This is a genomic window from Phreatobacter sp. (assembly GCF_027532945.1).
Lineage (GTDB): Bacteria > Pseudomonadota > Alphaproteobacteria > Rhizobiales > Phreatobacteraceae > Phreatobacter.
The window spans coordinates 146,514-166,334 of the sequence record NZ_JAPZTZ010000005.1 but is presented as its reverse complement, the minus strand read 5'-3'; the positions used below and the strand labels follow the sequence as shown (position 1 = coordinate 166,334).

Sequence of the window (19,821 nt, the reverse complement as noted above, 5' to 3'; positions counted from 1 at the left end):
CCGATCAGCACAACAAAAAAGGCCGGCTCCAAGCCGGCCCTTCGTCGTTTCGGTGAGAGATCGTCAGCGGAAGAGCAGCGAGGACAGCTTGCGGCGGCCGGCAATGGTCGCCTCATCCATCGGGCCCCAGGCCTCGAAGAACTGAACCAGCTGCTTGCGGGCGCCGTCCTCGTTCCAGGTGCGGTCGCGGCGGAAGATCTCCAGCAGGTGGTCGGTCGCCTCCTCGCGCTGGCCCTTGGCGTTGAGCGCCACGGCAAGGTCGAAGCGGGCCTGGTGGTCGGCCGGGTCCTGGGCGAGGCGATGCTCGAACTCGTGGATGGGACCGAGGTCGGCGGCCTGCTCGGCCAGTTCCAGCGCGGCGCGGGCGGCGGCCACCGCCTTGTCGTTCGCCTTGTCGGCCGGCACCTCGGCGAGGATGGCCTTGGCCTGCTCAAGGTCGCCGGTCTCGATGGCGCAGCGGGCAAGGCCCGCCAGCGCATGGAGATTGTCCGGCTCGACGCCGAGGACCTGCGCATAGACCTGCGCCGCGCCGGCGGTATCGCCCTCCACCAGCGCCGCATCGGCGGCGGCGAGAGCCCCGGCGAGGTCAGGGCTGACCTTGCCACCGACCAGCTTGTCGATGAAGGCCTTCACCTGGCCCTCGGGCAGGGCGCCCATGAAGCCGTCGATGCCCTGGCCCTTGTCGAAGGCGATGACCGCGGGAATCGACTGGATGCCGAGCTGGCCGGCGATCTCCGGGTGCTTGTCGATGTCCATCTTCACCAGCTTCACCTTGCCCTTGAAGGACTGGACGACCTTCTCGAGCACGGGGGTGAGCTGCTTGCAGGGCCCGCACCAGGTGGCCCAGAAATCGACGAGGACGGGCTGCTTCTTGGATTCCTCCAGCACGTCCTTCACGAAATCGCGGGTCGTGGTGTCCTTGATGAGGTCGCCGGCCGCGGCCGGGGCGGCAACGGGAGCCGCAGCCGCCGCCGGCTGGGGCGCGGCGCCATAGCCGCCGCCGAAGGATCCGCCGAAAGATGCGCCGAACCGGGCGCCGCCATTGCCGCTCATGTGGGTCTCCCTGGCGCGGCCATCACCGGCTGCGCACGGTCTTGATCATTCGTCGCCGCATAGATGGCCGCTCGGCCGCAAAATGCAACGTCGAAGTGCGGCGCGGCGCAAAGGCTCTCCGCCCTTCGGCATCGGCCGGACGGCCGGTCGGCCTCGCCTTGACTGCGGGGAGGCCACCTTTAGCGTTCCCGACAGCACAGGGCCGCGACAGACCGGTCGGGAGGACTGACGTGACGAGGACGGGGCCGCTTGCCGGCGTGACCATCGTGGAGTTCCAGGGCCTGGGGCCCGGACCCTTCTGCGCCATGATGCTGGCCGATCTCGGCGCCGACATCATCCGCATCGACCGCGCCGGCAAGACCGCCTGGAATGCCGGCGACGCGCTCGGCCGTGGCCGCCGCTCCATCGCCGTCGACCTGAAGGCGCCCGGCGCCGCCGATCTCGTGCTGAAGATCCTCCAGGGGGCCGATGCCATCGTCGAGGGCTTCCGGCCGGGCGTCATGGAGCGCCTTGGCCTCGGGCCCGAGGTCTGCCTCACAGCCAATCCACGCCTCGTCTATGGCCGCATGACCGGCTGGGGCCAGGACGGGCCCTATGGCCCCGCCCCCGGCCACGACATCAACTATCTCGCCCTCTCCGGCATGCTCTGGCCGCTGGGGCCGGCCGACCGGCCGCCTGTTCCGCCGCTGAATCTTGCCGCCGATTTCGGCGGCGGCGGCATGATGCTGGCGCTCGGCATCGTCGCGGCACTCTACAGCGCCAAGGCCAACGGCAAGGGGCAGGTGGTCGATGCCGCCATGGTGGACGGCGCGGCAGTGCTGGGCACGATGATCTTCGGCATGATCAATGCCGGCACCTGGAAGGTCGCGCGCGAGGCCAACATGCTCGACGGCGGCGCGCCCTTCTACGGCGTCTATGAGACGGCCGACGGCAAATATGTCTCCATCGGCTCGCTGGAGCCGCAATTCTATGCCGAGCTCCTGAAGGGCCTCGGCCTCACCGATCCGCGCTTCCTGAAGCAGTGGGACAAGGCCATGTGGCCGGACCTGCGACAGGCGATCGCCGAGACGTTCCGCTCGAAGAGCCGCGACGACTGGTCGGCGCTGCTCGACGGCCGGGAGATCTGCTACGCGCCGGTGCTCGATCCGCGCGAGGCGGCCACCCATCCGCACAATGTCGCCCGCGGCACCTTCGTCGCGACACCGACCGGGCCGGTGCCGAAGCCGGCGCCGCGCTTTTCCGTCACCGCGACCGAGGCCGCACCCGACGCCCGCGGGCCGGGCGCCGACACCCGCGCCATCCTCGCCGCGGCCGGCCTTGCCGCATCCGAGATCGACGCCGCCCTCGCCTCCGGGCTGGTGGCAGAAAGGACCTGACCCATGACCGTCGAGAGTTCGGCCGTCACCACCGAGGTCTCCGAGGGCATCGCCACCCTCACGCTGAACCGGCCGGAGCGGCTCAACGCCTTCAACGATGCGCTGGTGCGCGGGGCTCTGGCCTTCATCGAGGCGGCGCGGGTCGACCCGGCCGTGAAGGCGCTGGTGATCACCGGCAATGGCCGTGGCTTCTGTGCCGGCGCGGACCTTGCCGGCGGGCTCGCCCCGACCGGCGAGGGCGTCAACGCCTCGATGCGCGACCTGTTCAACCCGCTGATCCTCGCCATCGATGAGTTCCCGAAGCCGACGGTCGCCGCCATCAACGGCGTTGCGGCGGGGGCCGGCGTCGGTCTGGCGCTGGTCTGCGACATCGCGGTCGCGGCACGCTCGGCCTCCTTCGTGCTGACCTTCGGGCCGCAACTCGGCCTCGTGCCGGATCTCGGAGTGACGTGGTTCCTGCCGCGCGCCATCGGCCGTGCCCGCGCCCGGGCACTCGCCCTGCTCGGCGACAAGCTGCCGGCCGAGACGGCGGCGGAGTGGGGTCTCGTCTGGACCTGCGTCGATGATGCGGACTGCCTGCCGACCGCCCGGGCGCTGGCCACCCGCCTCGGCCGCGGCTCGGCGGAGGCGTTCTTCGAGATCCGCCGGCTGATGGACCGCGCCGAGACGAGCGACCTCGCCGCCCAACTCGACGCCGAGCGGGAAACGCAGATCGGCCTCATCGTGAAGCCGGCCTTCATGGAGGGGGTGAAGAACTTCCTTGCGAAGAAGGCGGGGTGACAGGACCACTGGGGCGCCTATCCTGATCCAAAATCATCAGGAGGACGCCCATGACCGACAGCTTCGACGACATCATCGCAGCCGCGCGCCCGCTCATCGCCTCGGCGCCGGTCTGCGACGCGCTGGACGAGCACGGCTTCCACCGCCAGATCCTGCCCGCCTCCATCCGCCCGGTCGATGATGGCACCGTGCTGTTCGGGCCGGCGCGCACCGGCGCCTACAAGGTCATCCACGAGCGCATCGCCAATATCTACGACCTCGAAATCGCTTTGGTCGATGACCTGAAGCCCGGCGAGGTCTGCGTCATGGCCACCGGCGGCAACACCGCCATCGGCCCCTGGGGCGAACTCCTCTCCACCCGCGCCCGCTATCTCGAAGCTGCCGGGTTCCTCACCGACGGCGCGGCGCGCGACGTGGTGGCCATCCGCGCCATGGGCTTTCCGGTCTTCACCGGGGCGCTGTCGCCGGCCGACACGCAATATCGCGGCATGATGGTGGAGAAGGACACGGCTATCCGCATCGGCGAGGTGGCCATCGCCCCCGGCGACATCATCGTCGGCGATGTTGACGGCGTGGTGGTGGTGCCGCGGGCGGCGGCGCTGGCGGTGCTTTCCACGGCGATGGGCAAGATCACCGGCGAGCGGCGGATGCGCGCCGATCTCGAGGCCGGCATGTCTCTCGCCGAGGCCTTTGCCAAGCACGGACTGCTCTAAACCCTTAGGCAACGCTCTCCAGCGTCGGGGGCGGGGCGGCAGGGTGCTGCCGGTCGCCCCATTGCAGCTTCTTGTAGTTGAAGCCGCGCTGGATGGTCGGCTTGACGATGGCAAAGTAGGGCGAGATGTCGAAGTCGCGCGGCGCATAGAGCGAATGGTGGCGGATATGCAGGATCTCCCGCCGCGCCGCCTTGCCGCGCACGCGCTGCTCCCCCTCTTTCGCGCAACGCTCGATCTTCGGCAGGATCGGATAGCGCACCTGTTCGAAGGCCTGGGCGATCAGCGTCGAGCAGATCGCCCGCGTCGGGTCGCCGGAGCCGAAGGCGATCATCCGCCGCCGCCAGCGCACCGGGATGGGCAGCGGGATGAGGAAGCGCAGCATGTCGAGGATGTTCTTCAGGTCGTAGTCGAGGCCGATGCGCTCGATCATGAAGCCGCAGGCCCGGCACTGGTCCTCCTCGGTGAGGCCGACCGGCCGGCAGACGCGGGTATGGAAGTCGCGGTACTTCGACAGCGGCGCCGAGATGACGCCCTCGCCGAGATAGGCCTCCACCAGCACATGCGGTTCGCCGTCGGGCTCGGTGCGGCCGGCGATCGGGCCGACATACATGGCGGCGTGCGACCAGGTGGACTGGGTCAGGTATTTGATGACGGCGGAGATGCGGGTGTCGCCCTCCACCAGGAGGATGTCGCCGGGCCGCAGCGTCGCGGCGAGCGCGTGTGGATCGCTCGGCGTCGTCGGCTCGTAGCCGGGCGAGCGCTTGTCGAGAATGGCGGCGAGCCGCCGCCCGAGGGCGTCGAGAATGCGGTCTCCCATGGTGGTCCCTCCCCAGGGACGTCCGTTTCTTGTGGTCTGAGTGTGGGTCGCAGCATGTTGACAAGGGGTTCACGTCGCGGCACCCGAACCGCCATGAAGCCGTCTAATGCGTGTTATAGGGCGAGCCGATGATCGGGATTCGCCAAGCACGATGAACGGACCGTTGATGACCCGGCGCCGCCTGCTCGCCGCCTCCGCCGCCCTTCCCGCAGCCCCTGCGCTCGCCCAGACCGCGCGCCAGCCGGCAAGCGAGGTGGACGTCATCGTCATCGGGGCGGGCGCGGCCGGCATCGCCGCGGCGCGCAAGCTGACCGCCGCCGGCCGCTCGGTGATCGTGCTGGAGGCGAAGGCGCAGGCCGGGGGCCGCTGCATCGTCGACACGGTCAATTTCGGCATGCCGATGGACCTCGGCGCCCACTGGATCCATGCCCCCGCCGACAATCCCGTGGTGCCGCTGGCGCGGGCCGCCGGCTTCACCCTCTACGACGACCCGGACCGACCGCGCCTGATGATCAAGGGCCGGTCGCCCCGCGAGGGCGAGTGGGAGACCTTTGCGGCGGCTCTCGTCCGGGCGCAGCGGGCGATCCTCGAGGCCGGCGAGGCGGGCCGCGAGGTGCCGCTGTCAGCGGCCATGCCGACCAACCTGCGCGACTGGGCGGCCACCATCGACTTCCTCAAGGGCGCCTGGGATTCCGGCAAGGAGACTTCGGAAATCTCCTGCGTCGACTTCTACAACGCCATCGAGACCCGCGACCTGTTCTGCCGCCAGGGCTATGGCGCCATCCTCGCGAAGCTGGCCGAGGGCCTGCCCATCCGGCTGTCGACGCCGGTGACCAGGGTCGACTGGTCCAGCCGCGGCGTCGCGGTCGAGACGCCGGCGGGGACGCTTCGCGCCCGCGCCGTCATCCTCACCGTCTCCACCTCGGTTTTGGCCTCGGGGTCCATCCGCTTCACGCCCGCCCTGCCGAAGCGCCAGCTCGACGCCGTGGCAGCGCTCACCTGCGGCACCTATGAGCACCTGATCGTGCGCCTGTCGGGCAATCCGATGGATGCCAAGCCGGACGAGCCCTTCGTGGTGAAGGCCGACACCGCCGCCACCGCCAAGCCGCTCGCCCGCATCGGCGGCTCGGACTGGTGGTATCTCGACATTGGCGGGCGCTTCGCCCGCGACCTCGCGGCGGCCGGCGAAACCGCGATGAAGGCCTTCGCCGCCGAGTTCATAGGCAATGAGTTCGGGCCGCAGGCGCGGCGCGCTCTCGGCGAGATCCACGTGACCTCCTGGGTGACCGATCCCTTCATCCGCGGCGCCTGGTCGGTCGCAGGGCCCGGCGCGACGCCGCAGCGCCTGCGCCTCGGCGAGCCCATCGGCCAGCGGCTGCTGATCGCCGGCGAAGCGACCGACGAGGGCCTGTGGGGCACGGTGGGCGGGGCCTTCGCCTCGGGCGAGCGGGCGGCAGACCAGGCGTTGCGCTGGGTGGCGCCGGTGTCGCAGGGCCGGCGCCGCTGAGGGCGTCTTAGCGGCTCGTTAACGTTAACGGATTATGACCGGACGACATCGGGACCTCCCGTGGAGTTCGTCATGTCCGTCGCCCCTCGCCTGCGCTTCGCCGCCCTGCTCGTCTCGGCCGCCCTCCTGTGCGGCGGCTGCTCGCTCACCGCCCGCCGCGGCGGCGACATCACCGGATCCGTCGGCTCGGCGCCGATGACCGAACAGGCCGCCCGCGCCCAGCTTGAGAGCCTCGCCGAGCGCTACCGTACGAATCCCGGCGATACCGCCAATGCCATCCGCTACGGCCGGGCGCTGCGCGCCACGGGACAGGCCGTGCAGGCGGTCGCGGTGCTGGAGCGCGTCGCCATCCGTGACGGCCGCAACATGGCCCTGCTCGGCGAGTTCGGCCGGGCGCTGGCCGATGCCGGACGCTACGACCAGGCGCTCCAGGTGCTGCAGCGCGCCCACCGCCCCGACCAGCCGGACTGGCGCATCTACAATGTGCAGGGCTCGATCTACGACCAGATGGGCCGGCCGCAGGAGGCGCAGACCCTCTACAACGACGCGCTGAAGATCGCGCCGGGCGAGCCCGCCATCCTCACCAATCTCGGCCTGTCCTATGCGCTCTCGCGCCAGCTGCCGCAGGCCGAACAGACCCTGCGCCAGGCCGCCGCCCATCCGCAGGCCGACAAGCGGGCGCGGCAGAACCTCGCCCTTGTGGTGGGGCTGCAGGGCCGTTTCGCCGAGGCCGAGGAGATCGCCCGCAAGGACCTTCCCCCCGCCGAGGCGGAGGAGAACATGGCCTATCTCCGCGCCATGGTGGCGCAGCCCAATTCCTGGGCGCAGATCCGGCAGGCGGAGCGGCGTGGCACGGCGCAGCGGGCGGGACAGACGCCGCCGGCGGCGCCCACTTCCCCGCCGGCTCCGCGGGGCTGAGGCACCCCAGCCATTGGGCATGACGGGAGACGGGCGGTGCGCTTTACCTCTTCCCGGCGGGGAGCGGTGAAGGCGGCGCCCATGACCTCAGTCACTGGCCAACGAAAAAGCCCGGCACGAGGCCGGGCTTTTCCATTCAGGTCGGTACCAAGGCTCACTCGGCGGCGAGCTGCACCGAGGGGGCCGCCGCCTTCACGTCGGCGTCCACATAGGGCTCGAACTTGGCGAAATTGTCCTGGAACATCTGCACGAGCTTGCGCGCGGTCGCATCGAACTCGGCTTTGTCGCGCCAGGTCTTGATCGGATAGAGCATGTGCGGCGGCACGCCCGGCACCGAGGTCGGCACCGCGAAGCCGAAATAGGGATCGCGGCGGAAGTCGGCGCGGTTGAGCGAGCCGTCGAGGGCCGAGCGCAGCAGCAGGCGGGTGATCGAGATCGGCATGCGGCGGCCGACGCCGTGCTTGCCGCCGGTCCAGCCGGTGTTCACCAGCCAGCAATCGACATGGTGCTTGCCGATCAGCTCGCGCAGCAGGTTGCCATATTCCGACGGGTGGCGCGGCATGAAGGGTGCGCCGAAGCAGGTCGAGAAGGTCGGCTGCGGCTCGGTGACGCCCTTCTCCGTGCCGGCGACCTTCGCGGTGAAGCCGGAGAGGAAGTGGTACATCGCTTCCGCTGGGGTCAGCTTGGCGATGGGCGGCATGACGCCGAAGGCATCGGCAGTCAGCATCACGATGTTCTTCGGATGGCCGGCGCGGCCGGTCTCCGAGGCATTGGCGATGAAGTGCAGCGGATAGGCGACGCGGGTGTTCTCGGTCTTCGAGCCGTCGTCGAAATCCGGGATGCGGGTGACGGGGTCGATCACCACGTTCTCCATCACCGAGCCGAAGCGCTCGGTGGTGGCGTAGATCTCGGGCTCCGCCTCACGCGACAGCTTGATCGCCTTGGCGTAGCAGCCGCCCTCGAAGTTGAAGATGCCGTCCTTGCCCCAGCCATGCTCGTCGTCACCGATGAGGGTACGCGAGGCATCAGCCGACAGCGTGGTCTTGCCGGTGCCGGAGAGGCCGAAGAACACGGCGACGTCGCCGTTCGGGCCGACATTGGCCGAGCAGTGCATCGGCATGACCTTCTGCGGCGGCAGGAGGAAGTTGAGCATGGTGAAGACGCTCTTCTTCATCTCGCCGGCATAGGAGGTGCCGCCGATCAGCACGATCTTGCGGGTGAAGTCGCAGGCGATCACCGTCTCGGTGCGCACGCCGTACTTCTTCGGGTCGGCCTTGAACGAGGGAAGGTCGACAATGGTCATATCCGGCACGAAGGAGGCGAGCTCCTCGTGCTTCGGACGGATCAGCAGGTTGCGGATGAAGAGGTTGTGCCAGGCATATTCGGTAAAGACGCGCGTCTTGATGCGCGTCGCCGGATCGGCACCGCCATGCAAGTCCTGCACGAAGAGCTCGCGGCCCTTGGCATGTTCCAGCATGTCGGCCTTCAGGAGTTCGAAGGCCTCGGGCGTGATGGCGCCATTGTTGTCCCACCAGACCGTGTTTTCCGTCGTGGCGTCACGGACGACGAACTTGTCCTTGGGCGAACGGCCGGTGTGCTGGCCGGTCTCGGCGACGAGCGGGCCGCCGGCGGAGAGCTTCGCCTCGCCGCGAGCGATCGATTCCTCGACGAGCTTCGGCTCCAGATAGTTCCAGTGCAGGGCTTTGAGCCCCGAAAAGCCGAACGCGTCGGCCCCATGCGCCTTGTTCCAGGTTCCGGTCTCGGCCAAGGAAGTCCTCCCCTACGGGTCCTCGTCAGGGCGCGGCGAGCGCCTGTGCACTGCCATGATGTCGGCGCCGGGGACGGGGGCCGCGGCGGAGGCGATCCCCCTAATCCAAAGGCTGTTTGCCGGCAAGCCCACCGCTCGGCGTACAAGGCGGGAAATCGTGGGTTTTTGGGGAACGCGGTGAACGGCGGGAAGGTCCGTGCGGGGGCTCCCGGCTGGGCCGGATGGCGCACATGCCCTTGCCATCGGCCGCCGGACCGCCCATGAGGCGGGCCATGGATGCCGGGACACCTTCCCCAACGCGCCGCGCGGCGCCCACCCTGCGCAGCGGCGCCGACCTCGCGGCCGCCGGGCTCGTCGCGCCGGAGGCGGTGGCGGCTGCGACCAAAGTCGGGACCCGCTATGCGATTGCCGTCAGCCCGGCCATGGCGGAGTTGATGGCGGGGCGCGGCACCGATGACCCGATCGCGCGCCAGTTCCTGCCCGATCCACGCGAACTCGACATCCGGCCGGAGGAGCGCGCCGATCCGATCGGCGATGCGGCCCATTCGCCGGTGAAGGGCATCGTCCATCGCTATCCCGACCGGGTGCTCCTGAAGATCGTCCATGCCTGCCCGGTCTATTGCCGCTTCTGCTTCCGCCGCGAGATGGTCGGGCCGGAGGGCCTGGGCGCATTGGACGCAGGCGAATTGTCCGCAGCGCTCGCCTATGTCGCGGCGCGGCCGGCCATCTTCGAGGTGATCCTCACCGGCGGCGACCCGATGGTGCTCTCGGCCAGGCGGGTGCGCGAGGTGACGCGGGCCATCGCCGCCATCCCCCATGTGAAGGTGATCCGCTGGCACACGCGCGTGCCGGTGGTCGCGCCGGAGCGCATCACGCCCGACTATGCCCGGGCGCTCCGCGCGCCGGGAAAGGCGGTCTATGTCGCCGTCCACGCCAACCATGCCCGCGAGTTCACGGCAGATGCCGAGCGGGCGCTTGGCCTCCTCGCCGATGCCGGCATCGCGCTGGTCAGCCAGTCCGTGCTGCTGCGCGGCGTCAATGACGATGCCGAGACGCTCGCCGGCCTCATGCGCGCCTTCGTCGCCAACCGGGTGAAGCCCTATTACCTGCACCATCCCGATATGGCGCCGGGCACCGCCCATTTCCGCCTGTCGGTCGCGGAGGGGCAGGCGCTGATGGCGCAGCTGCGCGGCCGGCTCTCGGGCCTCGCCCAGCCGACCTATGTGCTCGACATTCCCGGCGGCGAGGGCAAGGTCCCCGTCGGGCCCGCCTATCTCGGCGACGGCGACGTTGCGGACTGGCAGGGCCGCCGCCACCCCTATCCCCCGCACGACACCGAGGGCTGAACCATGGACGTCAGGGATTCGAACGGGGCCCTCCTCACGGACGGCGACAGCGTCACGCTGATCAAGGACCTCAAGGTGCGCGGCACCTCGGTGACGCTGAAGCGCGGCACGCGGGTGAAGTCCATCCGCCTCACCGACGATCCGGACGAGGTCGAATGCAGCGTCGACAAGGTGAAGGGCCTGGTGCTGCGGACGGAGTTCCTGAAGAAGGCGTGAGGGGGCAGCCCCTCACCCCTTCGGCTCGGGCCGGTGCTTGCCGCCCGGCCCCTGGCCGCGGCGATAGACCATGACGGTGCGCTTGAAGGTGATCACCACGTCGCCGGCCTGGCTGTAGCCCTTGGTGCGCACCGTCAGGATCCCGACCTCCGGCCGCGAGCCGGAATCGCGCTTCTCCAGCACCTCCGTCTCCGAATAGATCGTGTCGCCCTCATAGACCGGGTGCGGCAGGCGCACCTCGTCCCAGCCGAGATTGGCGAAGACGTTCTGGCTGATGTCGGTGACGGACTGGCCGGTCACCAGCGCGATGGTGAAGCAGGAATTGACCAGCGGCCGGCCGAAACCGGTGTGCTCGGCATAGTTCGCGTCGAAATGCGGATGGGCGGTGTTCTGGGTCAGCAGCGTGAACCAGATGTTGTCGGCCTGGGTGACGGTGCGCCCGAGCGGGTGCTTGTAGACGTCGCCGATCTCGAAATCCTCGAAGAAGCGGCCCTGCCAGCCCGGCTTCACGCTCATCGCTTCACTCCTGCCTGTTCGTGCCGCCTTGATGCCGAAGCGCTCGGCCTGCGGCAAGCCCGCCATCCGGCGGCTCAGGCGTCGATCGGCACGCGACGCTCGACCGTGATCGCCTCGGGCGTGAGGCGGCAGCGATAGGCCAGCATTTCGACGCCGCGGGTCCGCGCCCGGTCGAAGGCCTCGCCATAGGCGCGGTCGATGTCGCGGGCCAGCGCGAAACTGTCTGCGCCGCCATACTGGATGAGGAACACCATCACCGCCCGGTGCCCGGCCTCGACCATGTCGCCGAGCTCGTCGAGATGCTTGGCGCCGCGCGCCGTCACCGAATCGGGGAACTCGGCAAGGCCGGGCTGGCGCATGAGGTGGACGTTCTTCACCTCGACATAGCAGGGCGGCCGATCGCCGCCGCTCAACATCATGTCGACGCGGCTCGCCTTGCCATAGGCGACCTCGCGCCTGAGGTCCGGATAGCCAGTGAGCTCGGCAATCGTGCCGTCGCGGATCGCCTCGTCGACCAGCGTGTTGGGATGGGCGGTGTTGATGCCGATCATCTCCGGCCCGCGGCCGACATCGGACTCCACCAGTTCCCAGGAATGCTTAAGCTTGCGGGCTGGGTTGTCGGATTTCGACAACCAGACGCGATTACCTTCGCCAGCCAGCCCCATCATCGAGCCGGGATTGGCGCAATGGGCCGTGATCGCCTCGCCGCTGTCGAGGATCACGTCCGCCAGGAAGCGCTTGTAGCGCTTCACCAGGCGGCCGGAGACAAGCGGCGTGAGGAATATCACAGACAGAACCTCAAATAGCCACGCGAGATCGGGGGGAAGCGGCCGGACCAGAGGATATCGCGATGACCCAGCCTCCTAGCACGAACATGCAGATCCTGAAGCCACAGATCGACCTGCTCGCCCAGATGGGCAAGCTCAATCCGGGCTTCGCCCGCCTCGCCGTCATGCTGCCTATCCTCGCCGCAGCAGCGGCAGCCGCCATGAACTATCTCGGAAATGACCCGGCGATGGCCTTCATCATCCTCGTCGGGGCAATCGTGCTGCTCGTCGTCCTCGCCGTAATCTCCACCGTAGCCGCCAATCTGCTCAGCATTCCCGGGATGGCTGCCACCGTGGTGTGGTTCGTTCGGTTCATGCTCACTGTCTTCGGCATGGTTCTGGTTATTCCGCTGATCGCCTGGCTAACGGACTGGCCGAGGCCGGCGGCATGCCTCCTCAATCTGTCGCCGCGGTCCTCTTGCCAAGTCGCCGGTGTCCAGGTGCCTCCGGCCCCACCTGCTCCCGTTTCTCCAGCAGGCATACCGGCGAACAACCCTCGGGCGGCGGCGTCCTTGCTCGCGAACTACCGCGTCTTCCCGCAATATCTCGGCGTCGCTCCCGCCAAGCTGTCAACGCTTGAGAACAGCCTTCGAAACAATGGGTGGCGGGTGGAAGCAGCGGAGAACATGACCGGCAAGACGACCGGATCCTGGAATGAGATCCGCGTCAATCCGACCATGGACAAGGACGTAGCGAAGCAGCTGGCGGACGACGTCTCCGCCGCCCTCCGCCGGCCCATCATTGTCAAAGTTGTGTCGGCCGTCCGCCCTGACCGGCCCGAAATCTGGATCAGTGGCGACTGATCACCCCACCTTCCCCCCGAGCTCGTCCTCGACATGGGCGCGGACGATCTCCTCGAAACTCGTCTCCGCCTTGAAGCCGAGGGAGGCTGCGCGCTTGGCGTCGAAGCGGCGCGACCAGCCGGAGACGATGCGGATGATGAGCTCGTCCGGCTCGCGACGGACGAGCTTCAGTGCCTTGTCGCCGCCGATCTTGCGCAACGCCTCAAGCTGCTCGCCGACCGAGGCTGCGACGCCGGGCATGGCGAGGCTGCGCCGCCAGCCGAGCTGGGCGGTGTCCATGGTCGCGGCATGGATGAGGAAGCCCACCGCCGAGCGCGGGCTCGCATGGGTGTGCACCACGTCCTCGCCGACGGGCAGGATCGCTTCCTGGCCGACCAGCGGCTCACGGATGATGTTGGAGAAGAAGCCCGAAGCCGCCTTGTTGGGCTTGCCGGGGCGCACGCAGATGGTCGGCAGGCGGATGCCGACGCCGTCGAAGAAGCCCTTTCGGGAATAGTCGGCGAGCAGCAGTTCGCCGATGGCCTTCTGCGTGCCGTAGCTGGTCAGCGGGGTGAGGAAGAACTCGTCATGGATGGCGTCGGGGAAGGGCGCGCCATAGACGGCGATGGAGGAGGTGAAGACGACGCGCGGGTGATAGGGCGCCTTGACGCCTTCCTGGCGGATCGCCTCGAAGAGCTGGCGGGTGCCATCGAGATTGATGCGGTAGCCCTTGTCGAAATCGACCTCGGCCTCGCCGGAGACGATGGCGGCGAGGTGGAAGATCACGTCCGGGCGGCCGGCGACCATGGGGCCGGCGGTGTTGGGAAAGGAGATGTCGACCGCCCAGCTCGTCACCTTGCCGGAAAAGCCGGCGGGTGCCTCGGGCGCGACCACGTCGACCAGCGACAATGCGGTGACCGGCTTGCCGCCGAGCCCGCCGTCCTTCACCAGGCGTTCCGTGAGCTTGCGGCCGATCATGCCGGCGGCGCCGATGATCAGGATATGCATGGGCGTGTCCTCGTTTTTGAATCGATTTGAACGGCACGCTAGCGCGGCATGCGACGGCGGGGAATGGTGCTTGCGCGAAGGGGCGCCGTGCGCGGAACGGGAAGCGGCGGCTGGGGCCGGTCAGCGGGCGGTGGGGTCGGCCGCCGGATAGGCGCGCAGGAAGGTCTCGGTCGCCATGCGGGCATGGGCTGCGGCGTCTTCGGCAGTCACGGTCGGGTCCATGCCGAAGATGATGGCGCGGCTGGTATCGGCGAGGCAGAGGTCGAGGAACTGGCGGGCGGCGCGGTAGGGATCGGCCGCGGTGAGGCGGCCTTCGGCGACGAGCCGCGCGAAATAGTCGCCGAGCCGGCGGGTGGAGAATTGCGGGCCGTCCTCGAAGAAGGCGCGGCCGATCTCCGGCATGCGCGCCGCCACGCCGACAGCAAGGCGCAGGCGCTGCACGGCCTCGGGTCGCGCCATGGCGAGGAGGGTGCGGGTGCCGAGTTCGGCGAGAACCTCGGCGAGAGGACGATGGTCATCGGAGGGGAGTGCAAAACGCTCGGCCTGCTCGCGCTTCTCGATGGTGACGAGCGCGACGATCAGGTCCTCCTTGCTGGGGAAATAGGCGTAGACCGTCGCCTTGGAGACGCCCGCAGCGCGGGTGATGGCGTCCATGCTCGCCGCCTCGAAGCCGCGCTCGAAGAACACCCGGCGCGCGCCGTCGAGGATCTGCCGCCGCTTGGCGGAGTCGAGGTCAGGGGCCGTCGCGACAGCGGGCTCGGCCAGCCGATCACCCATTTGTGCCCATCTCCCATGCCGGATCGCCCGGCGTCGGCCCTTGTCCTCGCCGAGGTAGCGGGCTAAGTCAAGATAAAACTAAACTGTTCAGTTCACCGGAGGCCGTCATGGCCGAGACCCCCGTTTCGTCCCCCGCCGCCGGTGCGGCGCCGGTGCCGCCAATCCCCGCCCCGAAGAGCCGCCGCCCCGCCCGCATCCTCGTGCTCTTCGCGCTGGCGGCCCTGTCGGTCGGCGGCTGGTTCGGCTGGGACTGGTGGGTGAATGGCCGCTTCACGGTCTCGACGGACGATGCCTATGTGAAGGCCGACACGACAGTGCTGGCCGCCAAGATCGCCGGCTATGTCACGCAGGTCGTGGCGCGCGACAATGCGGCGGTGGAGGCCGGCGACCTGCTGGCGAAGATCGACGACGGCGACTACCGGCTTGGCGTGGACTCCGCCGCGGCCCGCATCGCCACTCAGGACGCGACGATCCAGCGGATCGAGACGCAGGTCGAGGCGCAGGGCGCTGCGGTGGCGCAGGCCCGCGCCCAGCTCTCGGCGGTGGAAGCCGATACGCCGCGCGTCGAGGCCGCGCTCGCCCGCGCCCAGCGGCTGCTCAGCCAGGAATTCACCAGCCAGGCGGCGCTGGACACCGCCAAGGCCGACCGTGAGCGCAACCGCGCGCAGATCGCCCAGGCCAAGGCCGCCATCCTCGGTGCGGAAGCCCAGACCGCGGTGCTGAAGGCGCAGCTCGCCGAGGCCCAGCGCACCAGGGTGGAGCTCGAGGCCGCCCTCGACCGCGCCCGCCGCGACCTCGCCTTCAGCGAGATCCGCGCCCCCATCGACGGCGTCGTCGGCAACCGGGCGGTGCAGGTCGGCCAGTATGTGCAGGCCGGCACGCGTCTGCTTGCCCTCGTCGACACCAGCACGACCTATGTCGAGGCGAACCTGAAGGAAACGCAGCTCGCCCGTATCGCCATCGGCGAGCCGGCGACGGTGGCCGTGGACGCCTTCGCCGGGAGGGTGGTGGCGGGGCGCGTCGACAGCATTTCGCCGGCCTCCGGATCGCAGTTCTCGCTGCTGCCCCCGGAGAACGCCACCGGCAACTTCACCAAGATCGTCCAGCGCATTCCCGTGCGCATCCGCCTCACCGCGGAGACCCTGGCGGAGGGGCGGCTTCGCCCCGGCATGTCGGTGGTGGTCTCCATTCGCACCGATGGCGGCGCGGCCCCCTCGAAGGTCGGGGCGGTCGACCGTCGCGCCCAGCCAACCGAAGGCGGCCAGGCGCTGACCGCACGGTCGCAGCCGTGAGCGCCGCGGCGGGCACCATGACCGCGGCGCCACCGGCGGCCGCGCCGGCGGACAAGGTGCCGCTGTCCCGGGTCTTCGCCTTCCTCGCCATGGTCTTCGGCATGTTCATGGCGATCCTGGACATCCAGATCGTCTCGGCCTCGCTGGCCGAGATCCAGGCGGGGCTGTCCGCCAGCGCCGACGAGATCTCCTGGGTCCAGACCTCCTATCTCATCGCCGAGGTCATCATGATCCCGCTATCGGGCCTGCTGTCGCGGGCCCTGTCGACGCGGGTGATCTTCACCGTCTCCTGCGCCGGGTTCACGCTGATGAGCCTGATGTGCGCCATGTCCAGCTCGATCACCGAGATGATCATCTGGCGGGCGCTGCAGGGTTTTCTCGGCGGGGCGATGATCCCGACCGTTTTCGCCACGGCCTTCACCGCCTTCCCGCCGTCGAAGCGGGCGGTGATCTCGCCGATGATCGGCATGGTGGCAACGCTCGCCCCGACCATCGGCCCCACCGTCGGCGGCTATCTCACCGACCTCTTCTCCTGGCACTGGCTGTTCCTCATCAACGTGCCGGCCGGCATCATCGTCTGCCTGATGGTCTGGCGGCTGGTCGATTTCGACAGGCCGGAGCCTGCCCTGCTGAAGCGCTTCGACTGGATCGGCCTCGCCGGGATGGCGGTCTTCCTCGGCTGCCTGGAATTCGTGCTGGAGGAAGGGCCGAACAAGGACTGGTTCCAGGACCATCTGGTGCTCATCTGCGCGGTGCTCTGCGTCACCGGGGCGGTGGCCTTCTTCTGGCGCGCCTTCACCCAGGAGGTGCCGATCGTCGACCTGACGGCCTTCGGCAACCGCAATTTCTGGAGCGGGTGCCTTGCCTCCTTCATCTGCGGCATCGGCCTCTACGGCCTGACCTATCTCTACCCCGTCTATCTCAGCCGGGTGCGCGGCTTCTCGGCGCTGATGATCGGCGAGACCATGTTCCTCACCGGCATCGTCATGTTCATCTCGGCCCCCATTGTCGGGCGGCTGTCGCGGACCGTCGACCTCCGGCTGATGATGGCCTGCGGCTTCGTCCTCTTCGCCGCCGGCACCTGGCAGGCGAGCTTCATCACCAAGGACTGGACCTTCGGCGATCTCGTCATCCCACAGGTGCTGCGCGGTTCGGCGCTGATGCTCTGCATGGTGCCGATCAACAACCTGTCGCTCGGCACCATGCCGCCGGCGCGGATGAAGAACGCCGCCGGCCTCTACAACCTCACCCGCAACCTCGGCGGCGCGGTGGGCCTCGCACTCATCAACACGCTGATGAACAACCGCACCGACCTGCACCTGCAGCGGCTGCACGACTCCGTCGCCTGGGGGCGCACCACGGCGGAAGAAACCCTCGCCGGCCTTACCCAGCAATATCAGTCGCTCGGCTCCGACGCCGAGCTGGCGGCGATCAAGCAGATGGCGGCCATGGTGCGCCGCGAGGCCTTCGTCATGGCGCTCGGCGATGTGTTCCTGGCGCTGACCGTGCTGTTCCTGATGATGCTGCTGCTCATCCCGGTGATGCGGAAGCCCCAGCCAGCGGGAGCGGCCGGGGCGCATTGAGCCCGGGCCGTCCTGGTCTCACGTCCAGGTGGGGCGCCAGGCCTTGAATTCGGCCTTGGTCGCCTCGTTGGCGGGGTAGAGCCCGAAGATGGTGCGGCCCTCGCGCACCTTCTCCTCGACGAAGTCCTCGAAGGCCGTCTGCTCGTAGGTCTCGGCGGCAATCTCGTTGGCGAGATGGGCGGGGATCACCACGACGCCCTCGCCATCGCCCACCACGATGTCGCCGGGGAAGACCGGCACGTCGCCGCAGCCGATCGGCACGTTGATGTCGGTGGCGTGGTGGCGGATGAGGTTGGTCGGGGCGCTCGGCCGGTTGTGATAGACGGCGAAGTCCATGCCGGCGATCTCCGGGCTGTCGCGGAAGCCGCCATCGGTGACGATGCCGGCGACGCCGCGCTGGTGCAGGCGGGAGATGAGGATGCCGCCGGCCGAGGCGGCGCGGGCGTCCTTGCGGCTGTCGATGACCATGACATGGCCGGGCGGGCATTCCTCCACCGCCTTGCGCTGGGGATGCTCCCAGTCCTCGAAGACGCCGAGATGGTCGAGGTCCTCGCGCGCGGGGATGTAGCGCAGCGTGTAGGCCTCGCCGACCATGCGCGGGGCGGCGGGGTTCAGCGGCCGAACGTCCTGGATGAACTGGTTGCGGAAGCCGCGCTTGAACAATGCGGTGGTGAGCGTCGCGGTGGAGACGCGCCTGAGCTTCAAGCGGTTCTCGTCGGTGAGGGCAGTGGGCCCGGTCTTTGTGGTCATGACATCCGTCCCGCAGAGGTCCAGTGGAGGCCGTTCCGTACCATGTTGGCCTGAGACATGAAATCTGAAATTTCAGATTGCAGATGCTTGCGTTCTGTGATCAGAAAGCGCCCGATGCCGCGGCGTCGCCGCCGCCGGACCCGACCATGACCACCGCCACCGCCCTTCCCCCCGTCGATCCGATCCTGACCCGCAGCCTGCGCGAACACGTCCATGAGCGCCTGCGGGCCTCGATCGTCGCCGGGCGATTTGCGACGGGAGAGCGGCTCAACGAGCGCCAGCTCGCCGACATGCTGGGGGTCTCGACCACGCCGGTGAAGGACGCCATCCGCATGCTGGAGGGCGAGGGCCTCGTGCGCATCGAGGCGCGGCGCGGCGTCTTTGTGCTGTTCTCGGCGCGGCAGGCCTTCGAGATGGCTCTGGGGCGCGCCTCGCTCGAAAGCGTCATGGCCCATATCGCCGCCAAGACCATTTCGGCGGAGGGGCTGGCCAACCTCTCAGGGCTCGTGGAGGAGATGGAACATGCCACCGCCCATGGCGCGCTGGAGGATCTCGTGCGCCTCAACGAGAGCTTCCACGGCGCCATCCACCAGGCCTCGGGCTGCCACTATCTCGAGCGCCGCCTCGACGGCCAGCGCATGTACGACACGGCGCAGCGCCTCTCGCTGCTCTCCGAGCCCGGCCAGCGGCAGGCGGGCTTCGCCGAGCACCGCGACATCTACGCGGCGCTGGCGGGGCGCGACCCTCGCCTCGCCGAGACGCGCATGAAGCGGCACATCCTCCGCTCCGCCCGGGAGCATGTTCACCTCGTTTTCGGCGATGTCCTGAAGGATCTCGACTATGACTGCGATTGACGTGAAGGCCGCCCTGACCGGCATTTCCGGCGTCCATGCCACGCCCTATGACGCGGACGGCAATCCGCATTGGCCGACCATGGCGCGCATCGTCCGCACCATTGCCGAGGCCGGCATCCACAACATCGTCGCCGCCGGCAATACCGGCGAGTTCTATCCGATGACCCCGGCCGAGATCGCCCGCACCCATGCGGTGGCGGCAGAGGCGGCTGCCGGCAAGGCCATGGTGACCGCCGGCATCGGCCGCTCGCTGAAGGAAGCGATCGAGGCCGGCCGCGCCGCAGCCAGCGCCGGCTGCAACGCGGTGATGGTGCATCACCCGCTCGACCCCTTCGCCGCGCCGCAATCGCAGGCCGACTACATCGTCGCGATCGCCGAGGCGCTGACCGTGCCGGTCGTCGCCTATATCCGCTCCGACGCCATGGGCGTCGCCGACCTGTCGCGCGTCGCGACCCATCCGAATGTCGCCGGCGTGAAGTTCGCCAGCGCAAACCTCATGCTCTTCGCCGATTGCGTGCGCACCACCGCCGGCACCTCGGCGGTGTGGATCTGCGGCCTCGCCGAGGGCTGGGCAGCGCCCTTCTACGCGCTGGGCGGCCGTGGCTTCACCTCCGGCCTCGTCAATGTCGTGCCGGAGCGCTCGCTCGCGATCTGGCAGGCGCTCGAGGCCGGCGACTTCGCCACGGCCCGCGCCGGCGTTACGGCCATTGCCGGCTTCGAGCACATGCGCACGAAGTACGGCAACGGCGCCAATGTCACGGTGGTGAAGGAGGCGATGGCGCTGATGTGCCTGCCGATGGGCCCGGTGCGCCTGCCCGGCCTGCCCGCGCTCAACGCGCAGGAGAAGGCGGAGCTGACCCGCATCATGACCGGCTGGGGCGTGCTGCCGGCCGCCGCCGCTGAGTGACCCCGAACGCCTGACATCTCCAGAACAACAA

Annotated in this window: 19 protein-coding genes and 1 pseudogene; 12 read left to right on the top strand and 8 right to left on the bottom strand. The window is 69.0% G+C overall.

The window, feature by feature from the left end:
• Positions 1-63: 63 nt before the first annotated feature.
• Entirely contained in the window at positions 64-1,053 is a 990-nt protein-coding gene (gene trxA / locus O9344_RS05285) for a thioredoxin (RefSeq protein WP_298473759.1), read from the bottom strand.
• Between the two features lie 230 nt (positions 1,054-1,283).
• On the opposite strand from trxA, the gene O9344_RS05280 reads away from it, so the two are divergent.
• The 3 genes from O9344_RS05280 to O9344_RS05270 are packed head-to-tail and all read left to right on the top strand — an operon-like array spanning position 1,284 to position 3,922.
• A complete protein-coding gene (locus O9344_RS05280) occupies positions 1,284-2,429 on the top strand; it encodes a CaiB/BaiF CoA-transferase family protein (RefSeq protein WP_298473757.1) in 1,146 nt (381 codons plus the stop codon).
• Positions 2,430-2,432: 3 nt separating this feature from the next.
• On the top strand, positions 2,433-3,209 hold the full coding sequence (locus O9344_RS05275; protein ID WP_298473754.1) for an enoyl-CoA hydratase-related protein: 777 nt from the start codon (positions 2,433-2,435) through the stop codon (positions 3,207-3,209).
• A 50-nt stretch (positions 3,210-3,259) separates the two neighbouring features.
• Positions 3,260-3,922 carry an RraA family protein gene (locus tag O9344_RS05270; RefSeq protein ID WP_298473752.1) on the top strand — a complete coding sequence of 221 codons (663 nt, stop codon included), beginning with the start codon at positions 3,260-3,262 and terminating at the stop codon, positions 3,920-3,922.
• A gap of 40 nt (positions 3,923-3,962) precedes the next feature.
• Here the strand turns inward: O9344_RS05270 and O9344_RS05265 are convergent.
• Positions 3,963-4,739, bottom strand: a pseudogene (locus tag O9344_RS05265) (YiiX/YebB-like N1pC/P60 family cysteine hydrolase); the annotation flags it as partial.
• 166 nt (positions 4,740-4,905) lie between these two features.
• Here O9344_RS05265 and O9344_RS05260 point away from each other — a divergent pair.
• Positions 4,906-6,246 (top strand): NAD(P)/FAD-dependent oxidoreductase, encoded by a 1,341-nt coding sequence (locus tag O9344_RS05260; protein ID WP_298473749.1) that lies wholly within the window; start codon positions 4,906-4,908, stop codon positions 6,244-6,246.
• A gap of 72 nt (positions 6,247-6,318) precedes the next feature.
• A complete protein-coding gene (locus tag O9344_RS05255; RefSeq protein ID WP_298473746.1) occupies positions 6,319-7,164 on the top strand; it encodes a tetratricopeptide repeat protein in 846 nt (281 codons plus the stop codon).
• A 154-nt stretch (positions 7,165-7,318) separates the two neighbouring features.
• Here O9344_RS05255 and O9344_RS05250 read toward each other — a convergent pair whose 3' ends face one another.
• The gene (locus O9344_RS05250) at positions 7,319-8,932 is read right to left on the bottom strand and encodes a phosphoenolpyruvate carboxykinase (protein WP_108178977.1); all 1,614 of its coding nucleotides are present in this window, start codon (positions 8,930-8,932) and stop codon (positions 7,319-7,321) included.
• 260 nt (positions 8,933-9,192) lie between these two features.
• Between O9344_RS05250 and O9344_RS05245 the strand changes: the two genes are divergently transcribed.
• Entirely contained in the window at positions 9,193-10,278 is a 1,086-nt protein-coding gene (locus tag O9344_RS05245) for a lysine-2,3-aminomutase-like protein (RefSeq protein WP_298473740.1), read from the top strand.
• Between the two features lie 3 nt (positions 10,279-10,281).
• On the top strand, positions 10,282-10,494 hold the full coding sequence (locus O9344_RS05240; RefSeq protein WP_298473737.1) for an alkylphosphonate utilization protein: 213 nt from the start codon (positions 10,282-10,284) through the stop codon (positions 10,492-10,494).
• A 12-nt stretch (positions 10,495-10,506) separates the two neighbouring features.
• Here the strand turns inward: O9344_RS05240 and O9344_RS05235 are convergent, their stop codons facing one another.
• Both O9344_RS05235 and sfsA read right to left on the bottom strand, forming a co-directional pair.
• The gene (locus O9344_RS05235) at positions 10,507-11,010 is read right to left on the bottom strand and encodes a MaoC family dehydratase (protein ID WP_298473734.1); all 504 of its coding nucleotides are present in this window, start codon (positions 11,008-11,010) and stop codon (positions 10,507-10,509) included.
• 74 nt (positions 11,011-11,084) lie between these two features.
• Positions 11,085-11,798 (bottom strand): DNA/RNA nuclease SfsA, encoded by a 714-nt coding sequence (gene sfsA / locus O9344_RS05230; protein ID WP_298473731.1) that lies wholly within the window; start codon positions 11,796-11,798, stop codon positions 11,085-11,087.
• Between the two features lie 62 nt (positions 11,799-11,860).
• Between sfsA and O9344_RS05225 the strand changes: the two genes are divergently transcribed.
• Positions 11,861-12,640 (top strand): hypothetical protein, encoded by a 780-nt coding sequence (locus O9344_RS05225; protein WP_298473728.1) that lies wholly within the window; start codon positions 11,861-11,863, stop codon positions 12,638-12,640.
• Here the strand turns inward: O9344_RS05225 and denD are convergent, their stop codons facing one another.
• Together denD and O9344_RS05215 are read right to left on the bottom strand one after the other, a co-directional pair.
• A complete protein-coding gene (denD, locus tag O9344_RS05220; RefSeq protein WP_298473725.1) occupies positions 12,641-13,627 on the bottom strand; it encodes a D-erythronate dehydrogenase in 987 nt (328 codons plus the stop codon).
• 120 nt (positions 13,628-13,747) lie between these two features.
• Positions 13,748-14,404 carry a TetR/AcrR family transcriptional regulator gene (locus O9344_RS05215; RefSeq protein ID WP_298473722.1) on the bottom strand — a complete coding sequence of 219 codons (657 nt, stop codon included), beginning with the start codon at positions 14,402-14,404 and terminating at the stop codon, positions 13,748-13,750.
• A gap of 107 nt (positions 14,405-14,511) precedes the next feature.
• Between O9344_RS05215 and O9344_RS05210 the strand changes: the two genes are divergently transcribed.
• Both O9344_RS05210 and O9344_RS05205 read left to right on the top strand, forming a co-directional pair.
• Entirely contained in the window at positions 14,512-15,696 is a 1,185-nt protein-coding gene (locus O9344_RS05210) for an HlyD family secretion protein (RefSeq protein ID WP_298473719.1), read from the top strand.
• A gap of 17 nt (positions 15,697-15,713) precedes the next feature.
• Positions 15,714-17,279 carry a DHA2 family efflux MFS transporter permease subunit gene (locus tag O9344_RS05205; RefSeq protein ID WP_298473894.1) on the top strand — a complete coding sequence of 522 codons (1,566 nt, stop codon included), beginning with the start codon at positions 15,714-15,716 and terminating at the stop codon, positions 17,277-17,279.
• 18 nt (positions 17,280-17,297) lie between these two features.
• Here O9344_RS05205 and O9344_RS05200 read toward each other — a convergent pair whose 3' ends face one another.
• Positions 17,298-18,029 carry a ribonuclease activity regulator RraA gene (locus O9344_RS05200; protein ID WP_298473716.1) on the bottom strand — a complete coding sequence of 244 codons (732 nt, stop codon included), beginning with the start codon at positions 18,027-18,029 and terminating at the stop codon, positions 17,298-17,300.
• 146 nt (positions 18,030-18,175) lie between these two features.
• Between O9344_RS05200 and O9344_RS05195 the strand changes: the two genes are divergently transcribed.
• Together O9344_RS05195 and O9344_RS05190 are read left to right on the top strand one after the other, a co-directional pair.
• Positions 18,176-18,883, top strand: coding sequence for a GntR family transcriptional regulator (locus tag O9344_RS05195; protein WP_298473713.1), 708 nt, complete (start codon positions 18,176-18,178; stop codon positions 18,881-18,883).
• A complete protein-coding gene (locus O9344_RS05190; protein ID WP_298473710.1) occupies positions 18,870-19,790 on the top strand; it encodes a dihydrodipicolinate synthase family protein in 921 nt (306 codons plus the stop codon). Before O9344_RS05195 ends, O9344_RS05190 begins: the two co-directional genes overlap by 14 nt.
• The last annotated feature ends 31 nt before the right edge of the window (positions 19,791-19,821 follow it).

Coding starts and splice junctions, on each gene's coding strand:
- O9344_RS05205 (WP_298473894.1), top strand. CDS start 15,714: ATGACCGCGGCGCCACCGGCGGCCGCGCCGGCGGACAAGGTGCCGCTG.
- O9344_RS05200 (WP_298473716.1), bottom strand. CDS start 18,029: ATGACCACAAAGACCGGGCCCACTGCCCTCACCGACGAGAACCGCTTG.
- O9344_RS05235 (WP_298473734.1), bottom strand. CDS start 11,010: ATGAGCGTGAAGCCGGGCTGGCAGGGCCGCTTCTTCGAGGATTTCGAG.
- denD (WP_298473725.1), bottom strand. CDS start 13,627: ATGCATATCCTGATCATCGGCGCCGCCGGCATGATCGGCCGCAAGCTC.
- O9344_RS05215 (WP_298473722.1), bottom strand. CDS start 14,404: ATGGGTGATCGGCTGGCCGAGCCCGCTGTCGCGACGGCCCCTGACCTC.
- O9344_RS05270 (WP_298473752.1), top strand. CDS start 3,260: ATGACCGACAGCTTCGACGACATCATCGCAGCCGCGCGCCCGCTCATC.
- O9344_RS05225 (WP_298473728.1), top strand. CDS start 11,861: ATGACCCAGCCTCCTAGCACGAACATGCAGATCCTGAAGCCACAGATC.
- O9344_RS05210 (WP_298473719.1), top strand. CDS start 14,512: ATGGCCGAGACCCCCGTTTCGTCCCCCGCCGCCGGTGCGGCGCCGGTG.
- O9344_RS05245 (WP_298473740.1), top strand. CDS start 9,193: ATGAGGCGGGCCATGGATGCCGGGACACCTTCCCCAACGCGCCGCGCG.
- O9344_RS05260 (WP_298473749.1), top strand. CDS start 4,906: ATGACCCGGCGCCGCCTGCTCGCCGCCTCCGCCGCCCTTCCCGCAGCC.
- trxA (WP_298473759.1), bottom strand. CDS start 1,053: ATGAGCGGCAATGGCGGCGCCCGGTTCGGCGCATCTTTCGGCGGATCC.
- O9344_RS05255 (WP_298473746.1), top strand. CDS start 6,319: ATGTCCGTCGCCCCTCGCCTGCGCTTCGCCGCCCTGCTCGTCTCGGCC.
- O9344_RS05195 (WP_298473713.1), top strand. CDS start 18,176: ATGACCACCGCCACCGCCCTTCCCCCCGTCGATCCGATCCTGACCCGC.
- O9344_RS05275 (WP_298473754.1), top strand. CDS start 2,433: ATGACCGTCGAGAGTTCGGCCGTCACCACCGAGGTCTCCGAGGGCATC.
- O9344_RS05240 (WP_298473737.1), top strand. CDS start 10,282: ATGGACGTCAGGGATTCGAACGGGGCCCTCCTCACGGACGGCGACAGC.
- O9344_RS05190 (WP_298473710.1), top strand. CDS start 18,870: ATGACTGCGATTGACGTGAAGGCCGCCCTGACCGGCATTTCCGGCGTC.